The sequence below is a fragment of the Centipeda sp. (in: firmicutes) genome, assembly GCF_057271695.1.
In genome coordinates, this window is the sequence record NZ_DBHIVL010000028.1 from 12,682 (window position 1) to 29,223 (window position 16,542).

The 16,542-nt window shown below is 57.9% G+C and carries 16 protein-coding genes and 1 pseudogene; 7 read left to right on the plus strand and 10 right to left on the minus strand.

Going from position 1 to position 16,542, the window contains the following annotated elements; translation table 11 throughout:
• Window positions 1–6: 6 nt before the first annotated feature.
• Window positions 7–498, minus strand: a complete 492-nt coding sequence (locus ACO6BQ_RS06000; protein ID WP_489120005.1) for a PTS sugar transporter subunit IIB — start codon at window positions 496–498, stop codon at window positions 7–9.
• 188 nt (window positions 499–686) lie between these two features.
• Here ACO6BQ_RS06000 and ACO6BQ_RS06005 point away from each other — a divergent pair, with 188 nt between their 5' ends.
• From ACO6BQ_RS06005 to ACO6BQ_RS06025, 5 genes are all read left to right on the plus strand, one after another.
• Window positions 687–1,454 (plus strand): MurR/RpiR family transcriptional regulator, encoded by a 768-nt coding sequence (locus ACO6BQ_RS06005; protein WP_489120006.1) that lies wholly within the window; start codon window positions 687–689, stop codon window positions 1,452–1,454.
• A gap of 191 nt (window positions 1,455–1,645) precedes the next feature.
• On the plus strand, window positions 1,646–3,757 hold the full coding sequence (locus ACO6BQ_RS06010; RefSeq protein ID WP_489120007.1) for an alpha-glucoside-specific PTS transporter subunit IIBC: 2,112 nt from the start codon (window positions 1,646–1,648) through the stop codon (window positions 3,755–3,757).
• A gap of 251 nt (window positions 3,758–4,008) precedes the next feature.
• Window positions 4,009–5,673 carry a glycoside hydrolase family 13 protein gene (locus ACO6BQ_RS06015; RefSeq protein ID WP_489120008.1) on the plus strand — a complete coding sequence of 555 codons (1,665 nt, stop codon included), beginning with the start codon at window positions 4,009–4,011 and terminating at the stop codon, window positions 5,671–5,673.
• On the plus strand, window positions 5,670–6,443 hold the full coding sequence (locus tag ACO6BQ_RS06020) for an HAD-IIB family hydrolase (protein WP_488786988.1): 774 nt from the start codon (window positions 5,670–5,672) through the stop codon (window positions 6,441–6,443). The genes ACO6BQ_RS06015 and ACO6BQ_RS06020 overlap by 4 nt, the downstream gene beginning before the upstream one ends.
• Before the next feature lie 121 nt (window positions 6,444–6,564).
• On the plus strand, window positions 6,565–7,854 hold the full coding sequence (locus tag ACO6BQ_RS06025; RefSeq protein ID WP_489120009.1) for a hexokinase family protein: 1,290 nt from the start codon (window positions 6,565–6,567) through the stop codon (window positions 7,852–7,854).
• Window positions 7,855–7,909: 55 nt separating this feature from the next.
• Here the strand turns inward: ACO6BQ_RS06025 and ACO6BQ_RS06030 are convergent, their stop codons facing one another.
• The 8 genes from ACO6BQ_RS06030 to ACO6BQ_RS06065 form a co-directional block, all read right to left on the minus strand.
• Window positions 7,910–8,137: a type II toxin-antitoxin system YafQ family toxin gene (locus tag ACO6BQ_RS06030; RefSeq protein ID WP_489120019.1), complete on the minus strand. Its 228-nt coding sequence runs from the start codon at window positions 8,135–8,137 to the stop codon at window positions 7,910–7,912.
• Between the two features lie 219 nt (window positions 8,138–8,356).
• On the minus strand, window positions 8,357–8,632 hold the full coding sequence (locus tag ACO6BQ_RS06035; RefSeq protein ID WP_489120010.1) for a type II toxin-antitoxin system RelB/DinJ family antitoxin: 276 nt from the start codon (window positions 8,630–8,632) through the stop codon (window positions 8,357–8,359).
• A 35-nt stretch (window positions 8,633–8,667) separates the two neighbouring features.
• Window positions 8,668–8,907 (minus strand): AtpZ/AtpI family protein, encoded by a 240-nt coding sequence (locus ACO6BQ_RS06040; RefSeq protein ID WP_489120011.1) that lies wholly within the window; start codon window positions 8,905–8,907, stop codon window positions 8,668–8,670.
• A 25-nt stretch (window positions 8,908–8,932) separates the two neighbouring features.
• Window positions 8,933–10,087: a non-hydrolyzing UDP-N-acetylglucosamine 2-epimerase gene (gene wecB, locus ACO6BQ_RS06045; protein ID WP_489120012.1), complete on the minus strand. Its 1,155-nt coding sequence runs from the start codon at window positions 10,085–10,087 to the stop codon at window positions 8,933–8,935.
• A gap of 107 nt (window positions 10,088–10,194) precedes the next feature.
• On the minus strand, window positions 10,195–11,244 hold the full coding sequence (locus ACO6BQ_RS06050) for a glycosyltransferase family 4 protein (RefSeq protein ID WP_489120013.1): 1,050 nt from the start codon (window positions 11,242–11,244) through the stop codon (window positions 10,195–10,197).
• Between the two features lie 114 nt (window positions 11,245–11,358).
• A complete protein-coding gene (locus ACO6BQ_RS06055) occupies window positions 11,359–11,751 on the minus strand; it encodes a RuvC family protein (RefSeq protein ID WP_489120014.1) in 393 nt (130 codons plus the stop codon).
• A complete protein-coding gene (locus ACO6BQ_RS06060; RefSeq protein ID WP_489120015.1) occupies window positions 11,748–12,944 on the minus strand; it encodes a DUF3084 domain-containing protein in 1,197 nt (398 codons plus the stop codon). The genes ACO6BQ_RS06055 and ACO6BQ_RS06060 overlap by 4 nt, the downstream gene beginning before the upstream one ends.
• A 195-nt stretch (window positions 12,945–13,139) precedes the next feature.
• Window positions 13,140–14,240 (minus strand): LptF/LptG family permease, encoded by a 1,101-nt coding sequence (locus ACO6BQ_RS06065; RefSeq protein ID WP_489120016.1) that lies wholly within the window; start codon window positions 14,238–14,240, stop codon window positions 13,140–13,142.
• A 262-nt stretch (window positions 14,241–14,502) separates the two neighbouring features.
• Here ACO6BQ_RS06065 and ACO6BQ_RS06070 point away from each other — a divergent pair, with 262 nt between their 5' ends.
• Both ACO6BQ_RS06070 and ACO6BQ_RS06075 read left to right on the plus strand, forming a co-directional pair.
• Complete coding sequence (locus ACO6BQ_RS06070) at window positions 14,503–15,894, plus strand: cache domain-containing protein (RefSeq protein WP_489120017.1); 1,392 nt, start codon at window positions 14,503–14,505, stop codon at window positions 15,892–15,894.
• A 69-nt stretch (window positions 15,895–15,963) separates the two neighbouring features.
• Window positions 15,964–16,266: pseudogene (locus ACO6BQ_RS06075) on the plus strand (methyl-accepting chemotaxis protein); the annotation flags it as partial.
• A 60-nt stretch (window positions 16,267–16,326) separates the two neighbouring features.
• Here ACO6BQ_RS06075 and ACO6BQ_RS06080 read toward each other — a convergent pair.
• A partial coding sequence (locus tag ACO6BQ_RS06080; RefSeq protein ID WP_489120018.1) for a hypothetical protein occupies window positions 16,327–16,542 on the minus strand: 216 nt, incomplete at its 5' end.

Consider the following 16,542-nt stretch of genomic DNA (forward strand, 5'->3'; position numbering starts at 1 on the left):
AGACCGTTATGCGAGTCCCTTTGACTTAAGAGCCGCCATCACGTCGCCCTTCGGCTCGTTCCACAGCTTGCGAATCTCCACCTCGATCCCCATATCGAGGAGTTCCTTGATTGCCTTGACATCGTCCTCGTTGACCGCGACCGCCTGCGAGATCATCGTGTCGCCGTCCTTGAAGCACTTGCCGCCGAGGTTGACGGACTTGAACGGGATGCCGCCCTTCACCGCACGCACCACGTCGGCGGGATTCGTAAAGAGGAAGAGCGTCTTGAACGAATCGTACTTCGGATCCTTGTACGCGGCAACAGCCTTGTCCACGGGAATGACGTACGCCTTGATGCCCGGCGGCGCGACCTGGATGAGCAGCTTCTTGCGCATCTCGTCCTGTGCGACATCATCGTTGACGCACATGATGCGGTTGCAGCCCGTCATCTTCGTCCAGACCGTCGCCACCTGTCCGTGAATCAGGCGGTCGTCAATGCGGCAAAATGCGATCTCCATGATAAATCCCCCTCTATTGCAGAACCCAATCATTACACTGGTTATATTGTATCAAAAAGAGAAATAATGTCATCTGAAGTCTGTCACATCTTTTCAGTTTTTTTTCATGACAAATGTCACGAAGTCATTCTTTTCTGCTCTTTTCCAAAATTTATGCTATAATGGACGCATAAAAGGGGGAGGATGCCATGCGGCTTACGGAACGAATCAACGCGCATCTGCGCGATCTCAGCGATGCGGATCGGTGCATCTGGCGGTATATCGAGGGAAACCGCGCGGCAGCAAGCCGCGCGTCCATCCATGAGCTCGCACGCGCGTGCGCCGTGTCGAGTGCCTCCGTCGTGCGCTTCGCACAAAAGCTCGGCTTTGACGGGTTCGCCGAGATGAAGGCGGTCATGCGGATGGAGAAGACGGCTCATCCCATCCCCGCAAATGATGTCAGAACCTCGCTCGGCAACTTCTACGATCAGACATGGCGCACACTTATGCGCCGCGACTATACGCGTGCAAGCCGCCTCATCCATGAGGCGCACCGCGTCTTTGCCTATGCCTCGGGTTATGTGCAGACGAACGTCATGCAGGAGATGAAACGCCTCTTCGTCTATGACAACATTTTCATCTACGAGATTGCGGGACGTGAGGAGTTCTACTCCGTCTATCAGACGGCAGGGAAGGACGACCTCTTCATCTTCATCTCGCTCTCGGGCGAATCCGAGCGCGTCGTGGAGTTCGCTGACCGACTGAATCTCAAGGGGGTGCCCATCCTCTCCATCACGGAGATGCGGCACAATGCACTCGCCGCACGCTCCACAGAGAATCTCTACGTCATGCCCGCAGAATTTGCCCTGCCCGAAAACGAGGCACGTCTCCAGTTCAAATCCATGCTCGCGTATTTTCTCCTGCTCGAGATCTGGTATGTGCATTACAGGCTTTATGTGCAGGAACAGGCGGAATGAAACAAATTTCATCCTATGTACCACGGTACAGTCTCCGTACATCCCTCCCGAATGCCGCGAACCTATTGCGTTCGCGGCATTTTTGCGCTATCTTTGGGATAGTGGATTTCATATTCTTTTCAGTTTTATTCTCGGGAGGCGCAGAGCTTCCCCGCCGTAGGGGTTTGGTTTTGGGATAAGGAGGAACGCACATGGCACTCAGCAAGGATGTCATCATGCAAAACATGCAGCGGTTTGGCGGCGCAATGTATACGCCCGTCATTCTGTTTGCATTCTTCGGTCTGACGGTGGCGGTGTCCATCGTCTGCAAGAACGAGGGACTGCTCGGCAGCATCGCCGCGCAGGGCACACTCTGGTACGATTTCTGGTTCGTCGTTGAACAGGGCGCATGGACTGTGTTCGCGCAGATGCCCATTCTCTTCGCGATCGCCGTTCCCATCGGCTTTGCGAAGAAAGAGCCCGCACGCTGTGCGATGGAATCTTTCGTCATCTACATGCTCTTCAACTACTTCATCTCCGCATTCCTCACGCTCCACGGCAGCGCGTTCGGCGTGGACTACAGCCAGCCGGCAGGTCCCGGCACGGGGCTTGCGATGATCGCGAACGTCAAGACGCTCGACATGGGTATGCTCGGCGCGATCTTCATCGCCTGCTGCACGGCGTTCCTGCACAACCACTTCTATGACACGAACATCCCCGACTGGCTCGGCATCTTCAAAGGTCCTGCGTTCGTCGTCGCGGTCGGCTTTGTCGTCATGATCCCGATGGCACTCCTCTTCTGCATCGTCTGGCCGGCGGTACAGCACGCCATCGAGCAGTTCCAGTTCTTCCTCAAGACCAGCGGCATCGTCGGTGTCTGGGCATACACATTCTCGGAGAAAATGCTCCTGCCGGCGGGTCTGCATCACTTCATCTATCTCCCGTTCATCTTCGGTCCTGCGGTCGTGGACGGCGGCATCCAGGCATACTGGCTCGGACACATCAACGACTTCATGGTCAGCGGACAGTCGCTGCGCGAACTCTTCCCCGAGGGCGGCTTCGCCCTCCACGGCAGCGGCAAAGTCTTCGGTCTGCCGGGCGCGGCGCTCGCGATCTATATGTGTGCAAAGCCCGAAAAGCGCAAGAAGACGGCAGCACTCCTCATCCCCGCAACGATCACGGCGGTGCTCTGCGGCATCACGGAGCCGATCGAGTTCACCTTCCTCTTTGTCGCACCGCTTCTCTATCTCCTGCACGCACTGCTCTCGGCAACGCTCTCCGCAACGCTCTATGCGATCGGTCTCTCGGGCAACTTCGGCGGCGGTCTGATCGACTGCTTCGTGCAGAACTGGATTCCCCTTTTCTCGTATCACTATACGACGTATCTCATGCAGATCGGTGTGGGGCTGTGCTTCACCGCGATTTACTTCTTCGTCTTCCGCTGGGTCATTCAGCTCAAGGACTACAAGACGCCAGGACGCACGGATGACGGCGTGGAGGACAAGCTCTTTACCAAGGCGGACTACAAGGCAAAGCAGGCGGGTGCTGCAGGTGCTGCGGCTGCCGCTCCCGGCATGAAGCTCGACGAGCGCGATGTCAAGGCGCGTGCCTTCCTCGACGGTCTCGGCGGCGCGGCGAACATCAAGGACGTGACGAACTGTGCAACGCGTCTGCGCGTCACGGTCAACGATCCCGAACAGGTTGCTCCGTCGTCTGTATTCACCGATGCGGGCGCACACGGACTTGTCCGCAACGGCCACGCATTCCAGGTCATTGTCGGTCTCTCCGTCCCGCAGATCCGTGAGCGCTTCGAGGCACTTCTCACCGCTCCCGCCTCGGATGTGACCGAAGTCGCCGTCGGCACAGAGAAATCCGTCGCCATCAACGCGGTCACAACGGGTCACGTCATCGACATGAGCGAGGTCAAGGACGAGATGTTCTCGCAGAAGATGATGGGCGACGGCGTTGCGGTCGAGCCGACCGAGGGCGTTGTCGTTGCTCCTGCGGATGCCGAGGTCACGATGGTCATGGAGGACAGCCGCCATGCGGTCGGCCTCCGCATGGACAACGGCGCGGAGCTCCTCATCCACATCGGTGTGGACACGGTGAAACTCGAGGGCAAGGGCTTTGAACTCCTCGTCAAGATGGGCGAGAGCGTGAAGGCAGGTGCGCCGCTCGTGAAGTTCGACCGCGACGTGATTCATGCGGCGGGCTATCAGGACACGGTCATCATGGCGGTCACGAACTCCGCCGAGTACCCGCTCATGAAGAAGACGACGGGCATGGATGCCAAGGCGGGCGAAACCCCTGTGCTGACGTTCTGAGATTTGTATCTGTCGGTCATGCGATGCCCACCGCGAACGCTTAGTTGCGCAAGCGATCATGCGCTTGTATGCTCAAATACCGGCGGACTTCTTAAACGCGCTTCGCTTGAACGAAAGAAATCCGCCGGGGCATACCGCGCATTTTACTCGCTTGCTCCACTAGGGTTCGCTTACGGGCAACGCATTTCCCCACAAATTACCGATACGAAATTCACATAACTGCACAGTAACTTTGCAGGAAAGGAATAAGCATGAAAGCAACGAAATGGTGGCAGAACACCGCTGTCTACCAAATCTACCCGAAGAGCTTCAACGATACCACGGGCAGCGGCACGGGCGACCTGCGCGGCATCACGGAGAAGCTCGACTATCTGAAGGATCTCGGCGCGGGTGCGCTCTGGCTCACCCCCGTCTATCCCTCGCCCATGGTCGACAACGGCTACGACATCAGCGACTACACGGGCATCAATCCCCAGTTCGGCACGCTCGCCGACATGGAGGAACTGATCGCCGAGGCAAAGAAGCGCGATATGCGCATCGTCATGGATCTCGTCTACAACCACAGCTCCGATCAGCATCCGTGGTTCATCGAGTCGAAGTCCAGCCGCAACAATCCAAAGAGTGACTGGTACATCTGGCGCGACGGCAAATCCGACGGCAGTGCACCGACGAACTGGCGCGGCATCTTCGGCGGCTCCGCATGGACATACTGCGCGGAACGCGGGCAGTACTACCTCCACACCTTTGCCGAGGCGCAGCCCGATCTCAACTGGGAGAATCCCGAGGTGCGCGCAGCCCTCTTTGCGGCGGCGAACTTCTGGCTCGACAAGGGCGTCGGCGGCTTCCGCATCGACGCGATCACCTACATCAAGAAACCCGCCGTCTTCGCCGACGGCACACCCGATGCGGCGGACGGCATGGTGAGCGTCCACGATATGACGGCGAACACGCCCGGCATCCTCGACTTCCTCCATGAGTTCCGCAGAGAGGTCTTTGACGGACACGACATCTTCACCGTCGGCGAGGCAAACGGTGTCTCGGTCGCAGAGCTCCCCGACTGGGTCGGCGAGAACGGAGTGTTCTCCATGTTGTTCGAGTTTGCCCACGTCCTCGTTCCATACGAGGGCGGCGAATGCTGGTCGAAGATGATCCCGTGGTCGCTTACAAAGCTCAAGAGAGCACTCTCGGCAAGTCAGGCGGGCGTCGCCAAGGAGGGCTGGTACCCGATCTACTTCGAGAACCACGACCGCGCGCGCTCCGTCAACTACTTCTTCCCCAATGGCGGCGATACGCGCCTTGCCGCAAAGGCACTCGCAACCGTCCTCATGACCCTGCGCGGCACCCCCTTCATCTACGAGGGTGAAGAGCTCGGCATGACCAATGTCAAGTGGAACAGCATCAAAGCTTATGATGATATCTCCTCCCACGGGCAGTACGAGCTTGCGCTCAAGGAAGGATTCAGCCCCGCAGAGGCACTTTCCTTTGTCCACTTCAACAGCCGCGACAATGCACGCACGCCGATGCAGTGGGACACGTCGGAACATGCGGGCTTTACAACGGGAACGCCGTGGCTGCCCGCAAACGAGAACTACCGTGAAATCAATGCGGCGGCTGAGGAAAAGGATGCGGATTCCGTCCTCTCCTATTACAAGCAAATCATCCGTCTGCGCAAGACAAATCCCGTACTGCTGAATGGTGTCTATGCAGAACTGCTCGCGGACAATGAGCAGATCTATGCATTCTCGCGCACGGAAGGTACGCGGCGCATCGTCACCGCCGTCAATTTCAGCACGGAGGAGGCGGTGCTGCCCGCAGGATTCCTAAAGGGCGTGCGGCTCATCGGCAGCTATACGGATGCACCGAAAAATACGCTCCGTCCGCTCGAGGCGGTTGTCTATGAGGAGGAAGTAAAATGAAGGTAGCGGCAAGCGACTACGACGGCACGTTGCTGCGGGGCGGCAAAATCGACGCAGAGACGAAGGAGGGCATCGCCCGCTGGCGTGCCGCAGGGCACAAGTTCGGCGTCATCTCGGGGCGCGACTACGGGATGCTCGTGCCTCAGCTTGAGGAATACGGCGTCGAATTCGACTATACCGTCTGCAACAACGGCGGCATCATACGGGGTGCGGATGCATCCGTACGATTTCAGGCGGAGATTGATCCTCGCGCGCTCACGGCGATTGCGTCGGAGCCGAGCGCACAGAAGTCCTTCCACTTCGCCTTCTCTGCAGCAGATGTGACCTACCTCTGCCACCACTCCGAGGGCTCGTGGATCGAGCGCGAAGCAAAGGACTGGGACTTCCCCATCGTCTATATCACGGAAGCCGACATCGGAGGGCTGACGGGGATTCAGCAGTTCTCGCTCGGCTTTCATGAGCCTGCCCTGTCCGATGAATGTGCCGCCGTGCTGAACGCAAAACTGGGGGATAAGATTCACGCATTCCCGAACGCGTGCAGCCTTGACATCACGCCCGCCGGTATCAGCAAGGATCAGGGCATCCGTACCCTCCTCTCCGTCATGGGATGGGACGGCGCGGAGGTGTTCGCCATCGGCGACGAGACGAACGACCTGCCCATGCTCAAGGCTTGGGACGGCTACTCGCTCACCACGGCACGCCCCGAGATTCAGGCACAGGCAAAGCAGGTATTCCCGAGCGTCGGCGCGATGCTCGATCACTTCCGTTAAAGGGGAATATAGGAAACAGATTTAGGGCAGTACAAGCCCCACGCGAACACTTCGTTGCGCAAACAGGTTCGTACGATCCAAGTTCATCACACAAAAACAACTTTGGTTGGGAGGAGTTACCATGGGATTTGATCGTGAAAAATTTGACGAGATAAAGGCAGCCTTCACCATAGACGACGATGCACTCCGCAAGATCGCCGATGATTTCCACGCCGATATGTGCGCGGGGCTCGCGGGCAAAGAGGGCGCAACGCTTCGTATGCTCCGCTCCTATGCAGGGCTTCCGAGCGGCAAGGAGCACGGCTCCTTCCTCGCGCTCGACTTCGGCGGCACGAACGTCCGCGCCCTGCGCATCCTCCTCAAGGGCAGCGGCGAATACGAGGTGCTGAGCAAGGTTGCAAAGCCGCTCACCCTCCCCGGTGTCTATGACTACGTCAGTGCAGATGCGACGGCAGAGGAGATGTTTGACTTCCTCGCCGGCATCATCGACGAAGCAATCGACGGAAATCGGGAGACGAAATACCTCCTCGGACATACCTTCTCCTTCCCCTCACAGCAGACCGACCTCTACAACGCGAAGCTCATCGTCTGGACGAAGGAGTTCGCCACGCAGGGAGTCGAGGGCAAGGTCGTCAACGACCTGCTCAAGGAGGCACTCGCACGGCGCGGCATGACAAATGTCACCCCCGTCGCTGTCATCAACGATACGGTTGCTGTGCTGCTCGCAGCGGCGTACAAGCATGAGCACACCTACATCGGATCGATCTATGCCACGGGGCAGAACACCTGCTACTACGAGGAGTTTGCGGACGGCAGTGAGACACCGACCGTCATCAACATGGAGTCGGGCGGCTTTGGACATCTGCCCTTCTCCAAATACGACGATATTCTGGATCGGGAATCCGAGCAGCCCGGCGCACAGCGTCTGGAAAAGATGGTGTCGGGACGCTATCTCGGAATACTCTACGGTACGGCACTGGCAGATCTCCTCGGTGCGGACGGAGTCTATCCGTTTTCGAGCATCGAGCTCTCCGAGATCATCACCGATGCCTACCTCGACCGCCATGCGGCAGGTGCGGTCATCGAGGCAAAGACGGGCATGACCTTCACCGCCGCCGAGCGCGCCCTGCTGCAGGAGCTTGCGACCGCCGTCATCGTTCGCTCCGCACGCATTGTTGCAGCAACGTACGTCGCCATCATCCAGCACCGCATGTGTGAGAACGAGCTCGAGAACCAGTTTGTCGCCGTCGACGGCTCCGTCTATGAGAAAGTCCCTCTCGTCGCACATCACCTGCGTGGTGCGCTCGACACCCTCCTCCTGGACGAGGCGGTCAACGTCAAGATCATCCTCGAAAACGCCGGCTCTGCCCTCGGAGCGGCACTCGCGGCAGCCATGACAGAGAAAAACTGAATATATACGAAAACACCCCGCAGGTATGAGTCCTGCGGGGTGTTTTCGTATATGCTCAGTTTCCAAATAGCTCGCTGTGTGTACCTGTTCTCGCCAAGGTCAACACAAGCACATTGTGCTCAATCTGATAGACAAGCAGCCAATCCGGCTGAATATGACACTCACGATAGCCACGCCATCGACCAAGCAGAGCATGATCTTTGTTTTTGCTCGGCAGTGATTCTCCGCGTGAGAGGGTACGGATGATTTCATCAATCAATTCAAGATCAAGATGACGTTTCATCGCCAGCTTATAGGAAGCACTGATAAATTCAGCCACGCCATCTTAGCGCATCTTTTTTGCCCGCTTTTCGTTAGCAAATCCTCCACATAGCTTTGGCTATGCGTCCGGTTTGCTGCCTCAATCGGACGAAAAAATCTACGCCAATCTGACGGACTTCATTTTATCAGCGATTCCTATAATCCTTCTTGAACTGACTTGTCCAGACAATCTCCAAGGCTTTCATGCTTTCAGTGCCCGCAGAGCTTCTTCCACATCTGAATAACGCTTGACCGAGAGATCGCTCAAGATATTCTCCGCTTCCATCAGCGCAGCAACAGTCTCCTGATTCGGTGTGTCCACGCGAACCTCAAACGGAAAACCGCCAACGCGAAGGGACTGCCGCAAAAACACGTTGATCGCCGTCGTCAGATCAATGCCAAGTTCGCCATACAGAGCCTCACTCTGTTCCTTCACATCACGATCCACACAGACGTTTACATCCATGACAGCAGCCATATTGAGAGCCCCTTTCTGTTTGATCGGATTTTTTCTCACACCAACTTATAGTATTTCAGCTGCCGATAGAGCGAGTAAATCGCGGCGGGAAAGCCGAGGATGATGCCCGCAATGGTGCAGACGCGCCCCGTACCGAGGAAGCCGTCGGCACATTGCCCGAGGAAAATGAAGATTCCGAGAAAGACGAGGAAATAGATGCCGACCCCGGAGAGCAGACCAAATGCGCGCAGTGCCTCCGCCATCCCCGACGGGGGCGGCGTTTTCTTCTGCTCCATGAGCTCCTCCTCTCCGCTCATAGCGTTACGCCCCGAACGGCTCCGGCTTCGTGTGCGAATGTCCCGCATGGTAGAGGATCGCCTCGATGATACGGCGACTAGCCTCACCATCGCCGTAGGGATTCACCGCCTCCGCCATATGTGTATACGCAGTCGGCTCGGTGAGGAGACGCATGGTTTCATCATAGACGCGCTGCTCATCCGTGCCGACGAGGCGCACTGTTCCCGCTGTGACCGCCTCGGGACGCTCGGTAGTGTCGCGCAGGACGAGCACAGGCTTTCCAAGGGAGGGAGCCTCCTCCTGAATGCCGCCCGAGTCCGTCAGCACGATGTCAACGCGTGCCATGAGGTTTGCAAACGGCTCGTAGTCAAGCGGGTCGATGAGGTGAACGCGTGCCAGCCCGCCCAGTTCCTCACGGACGATCTCGCGCACCTTCGGGTTGCGATGCACGGGGAAAACGACCTCCACATCCGCCATCTCCTCGATGATGCTGCGAATCGCACGGTAGACATGACGCATCGGCTCACCGAGGTTCTCGCGCCGATGTGTCGTGACGAGCAGAACTCGATGATGCGCAAAGTCCACATTGGAAAGTTCAGCAGGAAATACATAGTCCGGCCGCACGGTATGATGGAGTGCGTCGATGACGGTGTTTCCCGTGACGAAAATACGCCGCTCGGGTACACCCTCCGCGAGAAGATTCGCGTGCGCGGTCGGTGTCGGAGCAAAGTGCAGCGTCGCAATGCCACCCGTGAGACGGCGGTTCATCTCCTCGGGGAACGGCGAATAGATGTCATGTGTCCGAAGCCCCGCCTCAACGTGTCCGACGGGGATCTGATGGTAGTATGCGGCGAGTGCGCCGGCAAAGGTGGTGGTCGTGTCGCCGTGAACGAGGACGAGGTCGGGACGCTCGTTCCGGAACACCTCATTGATGCCGAGCATGGCACGCGTTGTGATGTCGAAAAGGGTCTGCCCCGCCGCCATGATATTGAGGTCATAGTCGGGCGTGATATGGAAGAGGTGCAGTACCTGATCGAGCATTTCGCGATGCTGTGCCGTGACGAGCGTCCGCATCTCGATCGAATCCGTGTGACGCATGAGCTCCCTGACAACAGGGGCCATTTTGATTGCCTCGGGACGTGTGCCAAAGATCGACATGACTTTGATTTTGCCGGTCATTCTGCCTGTGCTCCTCTCAGAGTTCATATACCGTACGTACTCCACGCGAACACCTCGTTACACAAGCGTTCACGTGCTTATAGGAGCACAGTACGGTGATTTTTAATTTATTTCTGCTGCGGCACATCCATGCGGAGTATGCCCAGTTTGCGAACACCGATGAACACCGCTCCTGCAACGATCAGGATGATGAGGGTCGCCGCCTGTGTGCTGACCGCCGTGAGGGCAAGGGCGCACAGCCCGAACAGTGCGCTCACAACGTACATGAGCAGTACCGCCTGTTTCTGCGTAAAGCCACGTGCGAGCAGTCGATGATGCAGATGCCCCTTATCCGGCTTGAAGATCGGGCGGTGGTTGCGTGCGCGGCGCACGATGGCAAACGTGGTGTCGAGAATCGGCAGCCCGAGCGCGAGGATCGGTACGATGAGCGCAATCGTCGCCGCACTCTTGACCGCACCGACCACGGAGATGCCCGCGAGGATGAACCCCAGGAACATACTGCCCGTATCGCCCATGAAGATGCGTGCGGGGTTGAAGTTGTAGTAGAGGAAGCCGACCGCTGCGCCCGCGAGAGCCGCTGTCACCATCGCCACGAAGGGAATCCCCTCCTCCATCGCCACGAGGAAGATCGTGATGGCGGCAATGGAGGACACCCCCGCCGCGAGGCCGTCGAGCCCGTCGATGAGGTTGACCGTATTCGTCAGCCCCACGATCCAGAAGATCGTCGCAGGAATGGCAAAATATTCAAGATAGATGAAGTCGCCGAGCGGGTCGGTGACAAAGTCGATCCGCACGTCGAACGCAATGACGAGCACGGATGCGGCGATGATCTGCCCGAGCAGCTTCACCTTTGCCGGCAGGTCACAGTAGTCGTCGATGATGCCGATTGCGACAATGATCGTCCCGCCAACCATGAGTCCGATGAGACTCATCATGTACTCCGGGGTAAGATCGACAAAAAGAAGCTGCACCAGAATGGATACCATAAAGGCAGCGTAGATCCCAATGCCACCGATGCGCGGGATGGGGCGTGCGTGTACCTTGCGCGCATCGGGTTTGTCGAGTGCCCCCGTACGATGCGCAAAGGCGATGACCGCCGGTGTCAGTATAAGCGCCATGCCAAGCGCGATCATAAAGGCTAAGACATTATCGGGCATGAATGATTGCTCTCCTTAAAGAAGTATCCGAACTACACACTTCTATTCATCTTACCGCAGGACAGGAACGCTGTCAATCAGACAATGAAAGAGTATGGGGCATACAGCACGAAATTATCGCTTTTCCAAGAACCTCTGCGCCAATATCACTGCAACGAAATCGTCCACGGGCACAGGCGGCACGAGCATCCCGCGCGGCACGAAACGCCGCCACCCGTGCGGCGGATGCGCCTCCCAGTAGGCGCACTTTGCCGCGTCTGTTGTGCGGTACTCATCGACAAGGGCGACCTCACAGCCAAGCTCCTCCACACGCGCCTTTGCCGCCGCGCTTGTCGTCCCATTGCCCATAATGACGGTCGGCTCATATGTTCTGATGAGCGTCCCCACGGCGGCATCCAACGCGGCAGTCGCCACAACCTCCTGCACGAGCACCCGCCCGTCCGATGCAAGGACGGCGACACCGCATTTCTCGCGTCCGGGATCAATCGCAAGAACGGGGCGGCTCACATCCCGCTCCCGTTTTCATTCTCAATCTTAAACTTCAGCCGCAGGGGACCCATCGCATCCGTATCGCCGTCCGCATACGCAGAGATGACGACGGGACTCGTATGCGCCGCAAGCTCCTGTACGAGCCCGTAGAACTCCGCCCCCTCGATCACCCCGACCGTGCCGCGGATCGGGTCAGGCAGAATCCCCTTCGCCGATGCCGCCGCATTGACCTCGCGCAAGAACGCCATGACCGACTGCTCAGCGGCGTTCCCGAGCCCCTCAGGAGCGTAGACACGCGCGATGATGAGCTCACCGTCATGATAGATGATACGGTTCGGATAGAGCTCGATGGAGGCGCGGATCTCGTCGCCGCGCACGAGATTCCCCGCCGCCACAATGCGTACAATCATATCGACAGAGCTCTGCTCAATCGCCTTTACAGCAGCATCATACTCAGGACTATAAATCCAGATATCCTGATCCGTGTGGTTCTCGCCGAGACGCGTCGAGATGTTGCGCGTTCCAAGCTGGGCAATCCCCGCCATCCCGCGCTCAATCTCATCGTGCGAGAGCCCTGCGGGAATCGTCCCGCTCGCGATGATCTCCCCCGCCTGATAGACAATGTTGCCCTCGCGCAGGTTCAGGATGTTCTCGCGCAGATTCAGGATGTTCTCGCGCAGTTCGTTTGCACGCACACCAAGGGCTTGAATATCCGCCTGCAGCGTCTCGTTCTCGCCCGAGAGACGTCCGTTGAGGGAGATCAGCCCCTCCTTTTCCATCATGAGCGCACGGTTGCCCGCCGAGAGTCGATCCGACTCGGTACGCAGATCCGCCTGTTCACCACTCAGACGTGCGATCTCCTCTTCCGATTTTTTCAGCTCACTGCTCGCCAGCGCCTGCTCACTCTGCGCACGCTCGAGCTCCCCTGAGGTAAAGTCAAGTGCCGCACGCGTATCCGCGATCAAGGCATTCAGACGATCCATACCAAAGAGTGCCGTGCGGACATTCTCGGACACTGCCGCCATGATGCCGAACGTCACCGCCGTGATGCAGATCCCCGTAAAAATCGTGACAATGACCGCCGTATGGCGCGGGCGCAGCCCGAAAATTGACAGCTTCTTTTTCCCGATGCGCGTGCCGAGACGGTCGCCGATAAAGGCGATGACACCGCCCACGACAGCGAGTACGAGAATGAGTGTGATACCATACATGGCGCGTCACCCCCTTTCCATAATAAAGGAAGCACTGATAAATTCAGCACCATCATCTTGACGCATCTTTTTTGCCCGCACAACGCCTGCAAATCCTCCACATAGCTTTGGCTATGCGTCCGGTTTGCCTCCTTGTTCGGACGAAAAAATCTACGCCAATCTGACGGACTTCATTTTATCAGCGATTCCTAAAAGTTATTGCGATGCACGCCGCAGGAGAATCCCGCCCGCAATCACGCCGACGATATTCGGCAGCCAGACCGCCGGCAGCGCAGGCAGCACCTCTCCGCGTGCAAATGCGTTGCCCATCGTCATGAGCGCATAGTAGATAAAGATGATGATGACGCTCATCGCAAAGCCCGCCGACGAGGAGTTGCGCGTCGGCTGAAGTCCGAGCGGCACACCGATCAGCGTGAAGATGAGGCTCGCCATCGGAATCGAAATGCGTTGATAGAGCTCCGTCTCGAGCTTCGTCGTGTTGACATACTGCGTCTGCATGAGCGCGATCTGGTGGCGCAGCTCGCGCATCGTCATCTCCTCGGGAGACTTCTGCTCGCGGATGATCTGGCGCGGATCCTTCTGCACGGGCAGCACCTGCCGCTCAAAGCGCATCCGCCGCTCGATATGCTCGTCCGCAATGTCGTAGACATCGCCCTTGTGCATGATCCACTCCGTGCCCGTCCACTCTGCGTACTCCGCGTTCTCAACGTGCGTGACCTTGCCGTCCGTACCGAAAATTTGCAGACTCACCCCCGTAAGGCGCTGCAGCTCCGCATCATAGGAGCGCGCGTAGACAAGCCGCTGAATTTTACCGTCCGCAATCTCCTTGATGATAAGGTGCTCCTGCGACTTCATGCCGGAGTTGCCCTCGATCTCATAGTAGATCACATTTCGATATGCCGTATTCGCGCGCGGGACAACGTGCTCGTTAAAGAGAATCGCGCCGACACTCACGACGAAGCCAAGCAGAATCGCGGGCGCGGCGATGCGTCCGAACCCGATGCCGCAGGACTTCATCGCCGTAATCTCACTCGCGGACGAGAGCCGTCCGAATGTCAGGAGACTCGCGAGCAGCATCGACATCGGGAACGTCCACATGACGACACCGGGCAGACTGAATACGAAGATCTTGATGACCGACGGCAGGGACGCACCGTAGTCCGTGATGTACTGCGCAATGCGAAAGAGCGTGCCCGAGCCGATGAAGACCGCCGAGAACGCGCAGATCGCAAAGAGGAAGGACAGAAAGACCTCCCGAAAGATGTATTTGTCGAGGATCCGGATGTTCCAGCGCATAGATCTCTCCTCTGATCGTTTCGATATGGATGTGATTCGCCCTATTTTATCATGTTCCCCCCATCTTGACAAGGCGGCAATAGAGGTCGCCGCACGCCGGGTAAAATGTGAATCAAAAAAAAAAAATCACTTTTTGATAGCAATAATAACAGATTCATGCTATAATCCTATAGCAAATCCGCTCGGAAAGGAGCTGTCCCCATGTAGTCCAATCACATCAAAAGCAAGCCGAAGAACACATCATGAATGAGGAGAAACTCTTATGAAACTGCGTCCGAAACTTATGATCGGGATTGGCGTCCCCCTACTCCTCGCATTTCTCATCCTCGGACTTATTGTCCGCACGATTGCGAGCGACGCTATTGAGACAGCCACCGCAACCATCATGCGCGAGACAGCGGCACACTGCAAGACGGCACTCGACGACTTCATCGAACAGCGTGTGGCGATGCTGGACTCCGTCGGCATCGCGTGGAACGACAAGGTGCCCGCGCCCGAGGATATGAACGCAGCGTTCCAAGCGATCTCAAAGAAAGACAAAGCCTCGATCCTCCTCTACTCCGACCCGAGCGGTGTGATGCTTACAAAGGACGGCGTGGCGGAAGGATTCGACGCGAGCACGCGTCCGTGGTTCAAGGGTGCGGTCGCAACGGGCAGCACCTTCATGACCGAGCCCTACTGGTCAACCGTTGCCGGCACGGGCATCACCGTTACGCTCGGCAGACCCATGACGCAGAACGGTTCACTCGTTGCTGTCATTGGCTTGGACATCTCCCTCGCCGAGGTCATGAACCTCTTTGACAAGATCCAAATCGGCGAGACCGGCTCGGTGTTCGTCCTTGGTCCCAAGGGCGAGTTCGTCTATCATCGCTCCCACGAGTTCAAGGGGCCGTCCATCACGGAACTGGACGGCGGCAAGTACAAGGATCTCGCCGCACGGCTCATGTCCGGCAAGGACGAACTGTTTGAAGCCGAGTTCGACGGAGCGCATATGTATTTTGCCGCCAGCCCGGTCGGCACAACGGGCTGGACGGTCGTCGTAAACGTCCCGCATGACGAGGCATTCGCCCCCGTGGCACACGTCTCTCTTGTCATCGTGCTCGTCAGCGTTATCGCCTTCCTCATCCTCGGCGGCATCGTCACACTCTTCATCCGCGACATCACAAAGCCGATATTCGCACTCGATGCCACGATCACCAAGATGGCAGGCGGCGACCTCTCGCAGTCTCTGGAGGAAAGCGACCGCACGGACGAGATCGGCTCGCTCCAGAACAACTACGCCAAGATGGTGCGTATCCTGCGCGACATGGTCGCGGGAACAATACGTGCCTCCGAGCAGGTGTCCACCGCATCGAACAACCTCTCCGCGAGCACCTCGACCACCGCTGCAGCATCCCAGTCTTCTGCAGCCGCCGTCATCAGCATCGCCGAGCAGACCGCAGAGCAGAGCCGCATTGTCGAGGAAGCCACGACAAAGGCACAGGAAACGACGGGGCAGATGGAAATCGTCGCACAGTCCGTCACCGACGTAACCGCCGCCGCTGAATCCACACACGCCGAAACGCAGAAGGGCCGCGAAATGCTCAACGACCTCGTGTGCGGGGTCGAACGCATTGCTGCCGGTGCAATGCACGTCGCGGGGGCAGTGCAGTAACTCTACGACGGATCGAAACGGATTGCCGACATCAACGAAGTCATCACAAATATCGCAGGGCAGACGAAGCTGCTTGCGCTCAACGCCGCAATCGAGGCGGCGCGTGCAGGCGAACAGGGACGCGGCTTCGCCATCGTCGCCGAGGAAGTCAGGAAGCTCGCGGAGGAGTCCGAGTCTGCCGCCCAGCAGATCAACGGCATCATCAGCAACAACTCCGCGCAGATCCAGACGGCATTCGACCTCACGAAGGAACAGCAGGCGGATGTCAAGGAGAACGTCGCACAGGTCAAGGAGGCGGGCGGCAAATTCGACACCATCGCCGCGCTCATCCAGAGCCTGACCGCCGAGATCGAAAAGATCGCCGTTGCAAGTCGGCAGACGCGCACGGGCGCAGATAACGCAATGGATGCGATCCACCGTCTGCACAAAGTCTCACACCTCATCCATCAGGAGGCGACCGACGTCTCCGCGCTTGCCGAGGAACAGGCAGCCGCGAACACTGAGATCGCAGCCTCCACCGGAGCCCTCTCCACGCTCGCACAGGAACTCAAAAAAGGCGTTCAAAAGTTCAAAATCTGATCCCCCGGGGACATAAAAAGGGGCTGTTGCACGAAACCAACGTGCAGCAGCCTCAATTTTGTGCAAAAA

What these genes read in the sequence shown, in the direction of transcription:
- ACO6BQ_RS06025 (WP_489120009.1), top strand. Translation starts at nt 6,565, where the DNA reads ATGGGATTTGATCGTGAAAAATTTGACGAGATAAAGGCAGCCTTCACC.
- ACO6BQ_RS06005 (WP_489120006.1), top strand. Translation starts at nt 687, where the DNA reads ATGCGGCTTACGGAACGAATCAACGCGCATCTGCGCGATCTCAGCGAT.
- ACO6BQ_RS06020 (WP_488786988.1), top strand. Translation starts at nt 5,670, where the DNA reads ATGAAGGTAGCGGCAAGCGACTACGACGGCACGTTGCTGCGGGGCGGC.
- ACO6BQ_RS06065 (WP_489120016.1), bottom strand. Translation starts at nt 14,240, where the DNA reads ATGCGCTGGAACATCCGGATCCTCGACAAATACATCTTTCGGGAGGTC.
- ACO6BQ_RS06015 (WP_489120008.1), top strand. Translation starts at nt 4,009, where the DNA reads ATGAAAGCAACGAAATGGTGGCAGAACACCGCTGTCTACCAAATCTAC.
- ACO6BQ_RS06030 (WP_489120019.1), bottom strand. Translation starts at nt 8,137, where the DNA reads ATGAAACGTCATCTTGATCTTGAATTGATTGATGAAATCATCCGTACC.
- wecB (WP_489120012.1), bottom strand. Translation starts at nt 10,087, where the DNA reads ATGACCGGCAAAATCAAAGTCATGTCGATCTTTGGCACACGTCCCGAG.
- ACO6BQ_RS06040 (WP_489120011.1), bottom strand. Translation starts at nt 8,907, where the DNA reads ATGGAGCAGAAGAAAACGCCGCCCCCGTCGGGGATGGCGGAGGCACTG.
- ACO6BQ_RS06035 (WP_489120010.1), bottom strand. Translation starts at nt 8,632, where the DNA reads ATGGCTGCTGTCATGGATGTAAACGTCTGTGTGGATCGTGATGTGAAG.
- ACO6BQ_RS06050 (WP_489120013.1), bottom strand. Translation starts at nt 11,244, where the DNA reads ATGCCCGATAATGTCTTAGCCTTTATGATCGCGCTTGGCATGGCGCTT.
- ACO6BQ_RS06070 (WP_489120017.1), top strand. Translation starts at nt 14,503, where the DNA reads ATGAAACTGCGTCCGAAACTTATGATCGGGATTGGCGTCCCCCTACTC.
- ACO6BQ_RS06000 (WP_489120005.1), bottom strand. Translation starts at nt 498, where the DNA reads ATGGAGATCGCATTTTGCCGCATTGACGACCGCCTGATTCACGGACAG.
- ACO6BQ_RS06060 (WP_489120015.1), bottom strand. Translation starts at nt 12,944, where the DNA reads ATGTATGGTATCACACTCATTCTCGTACTCGCTGTCGTGGGCGGTGTC.
- ACO6BQ_RS06010 (WP_489120007.1), top strand. Translation starts at nt 1,646, where the DNA reads ATGGCACTCAGCAAGGATGTCATCATGCAAAACATGCAGCGGTTTGGC.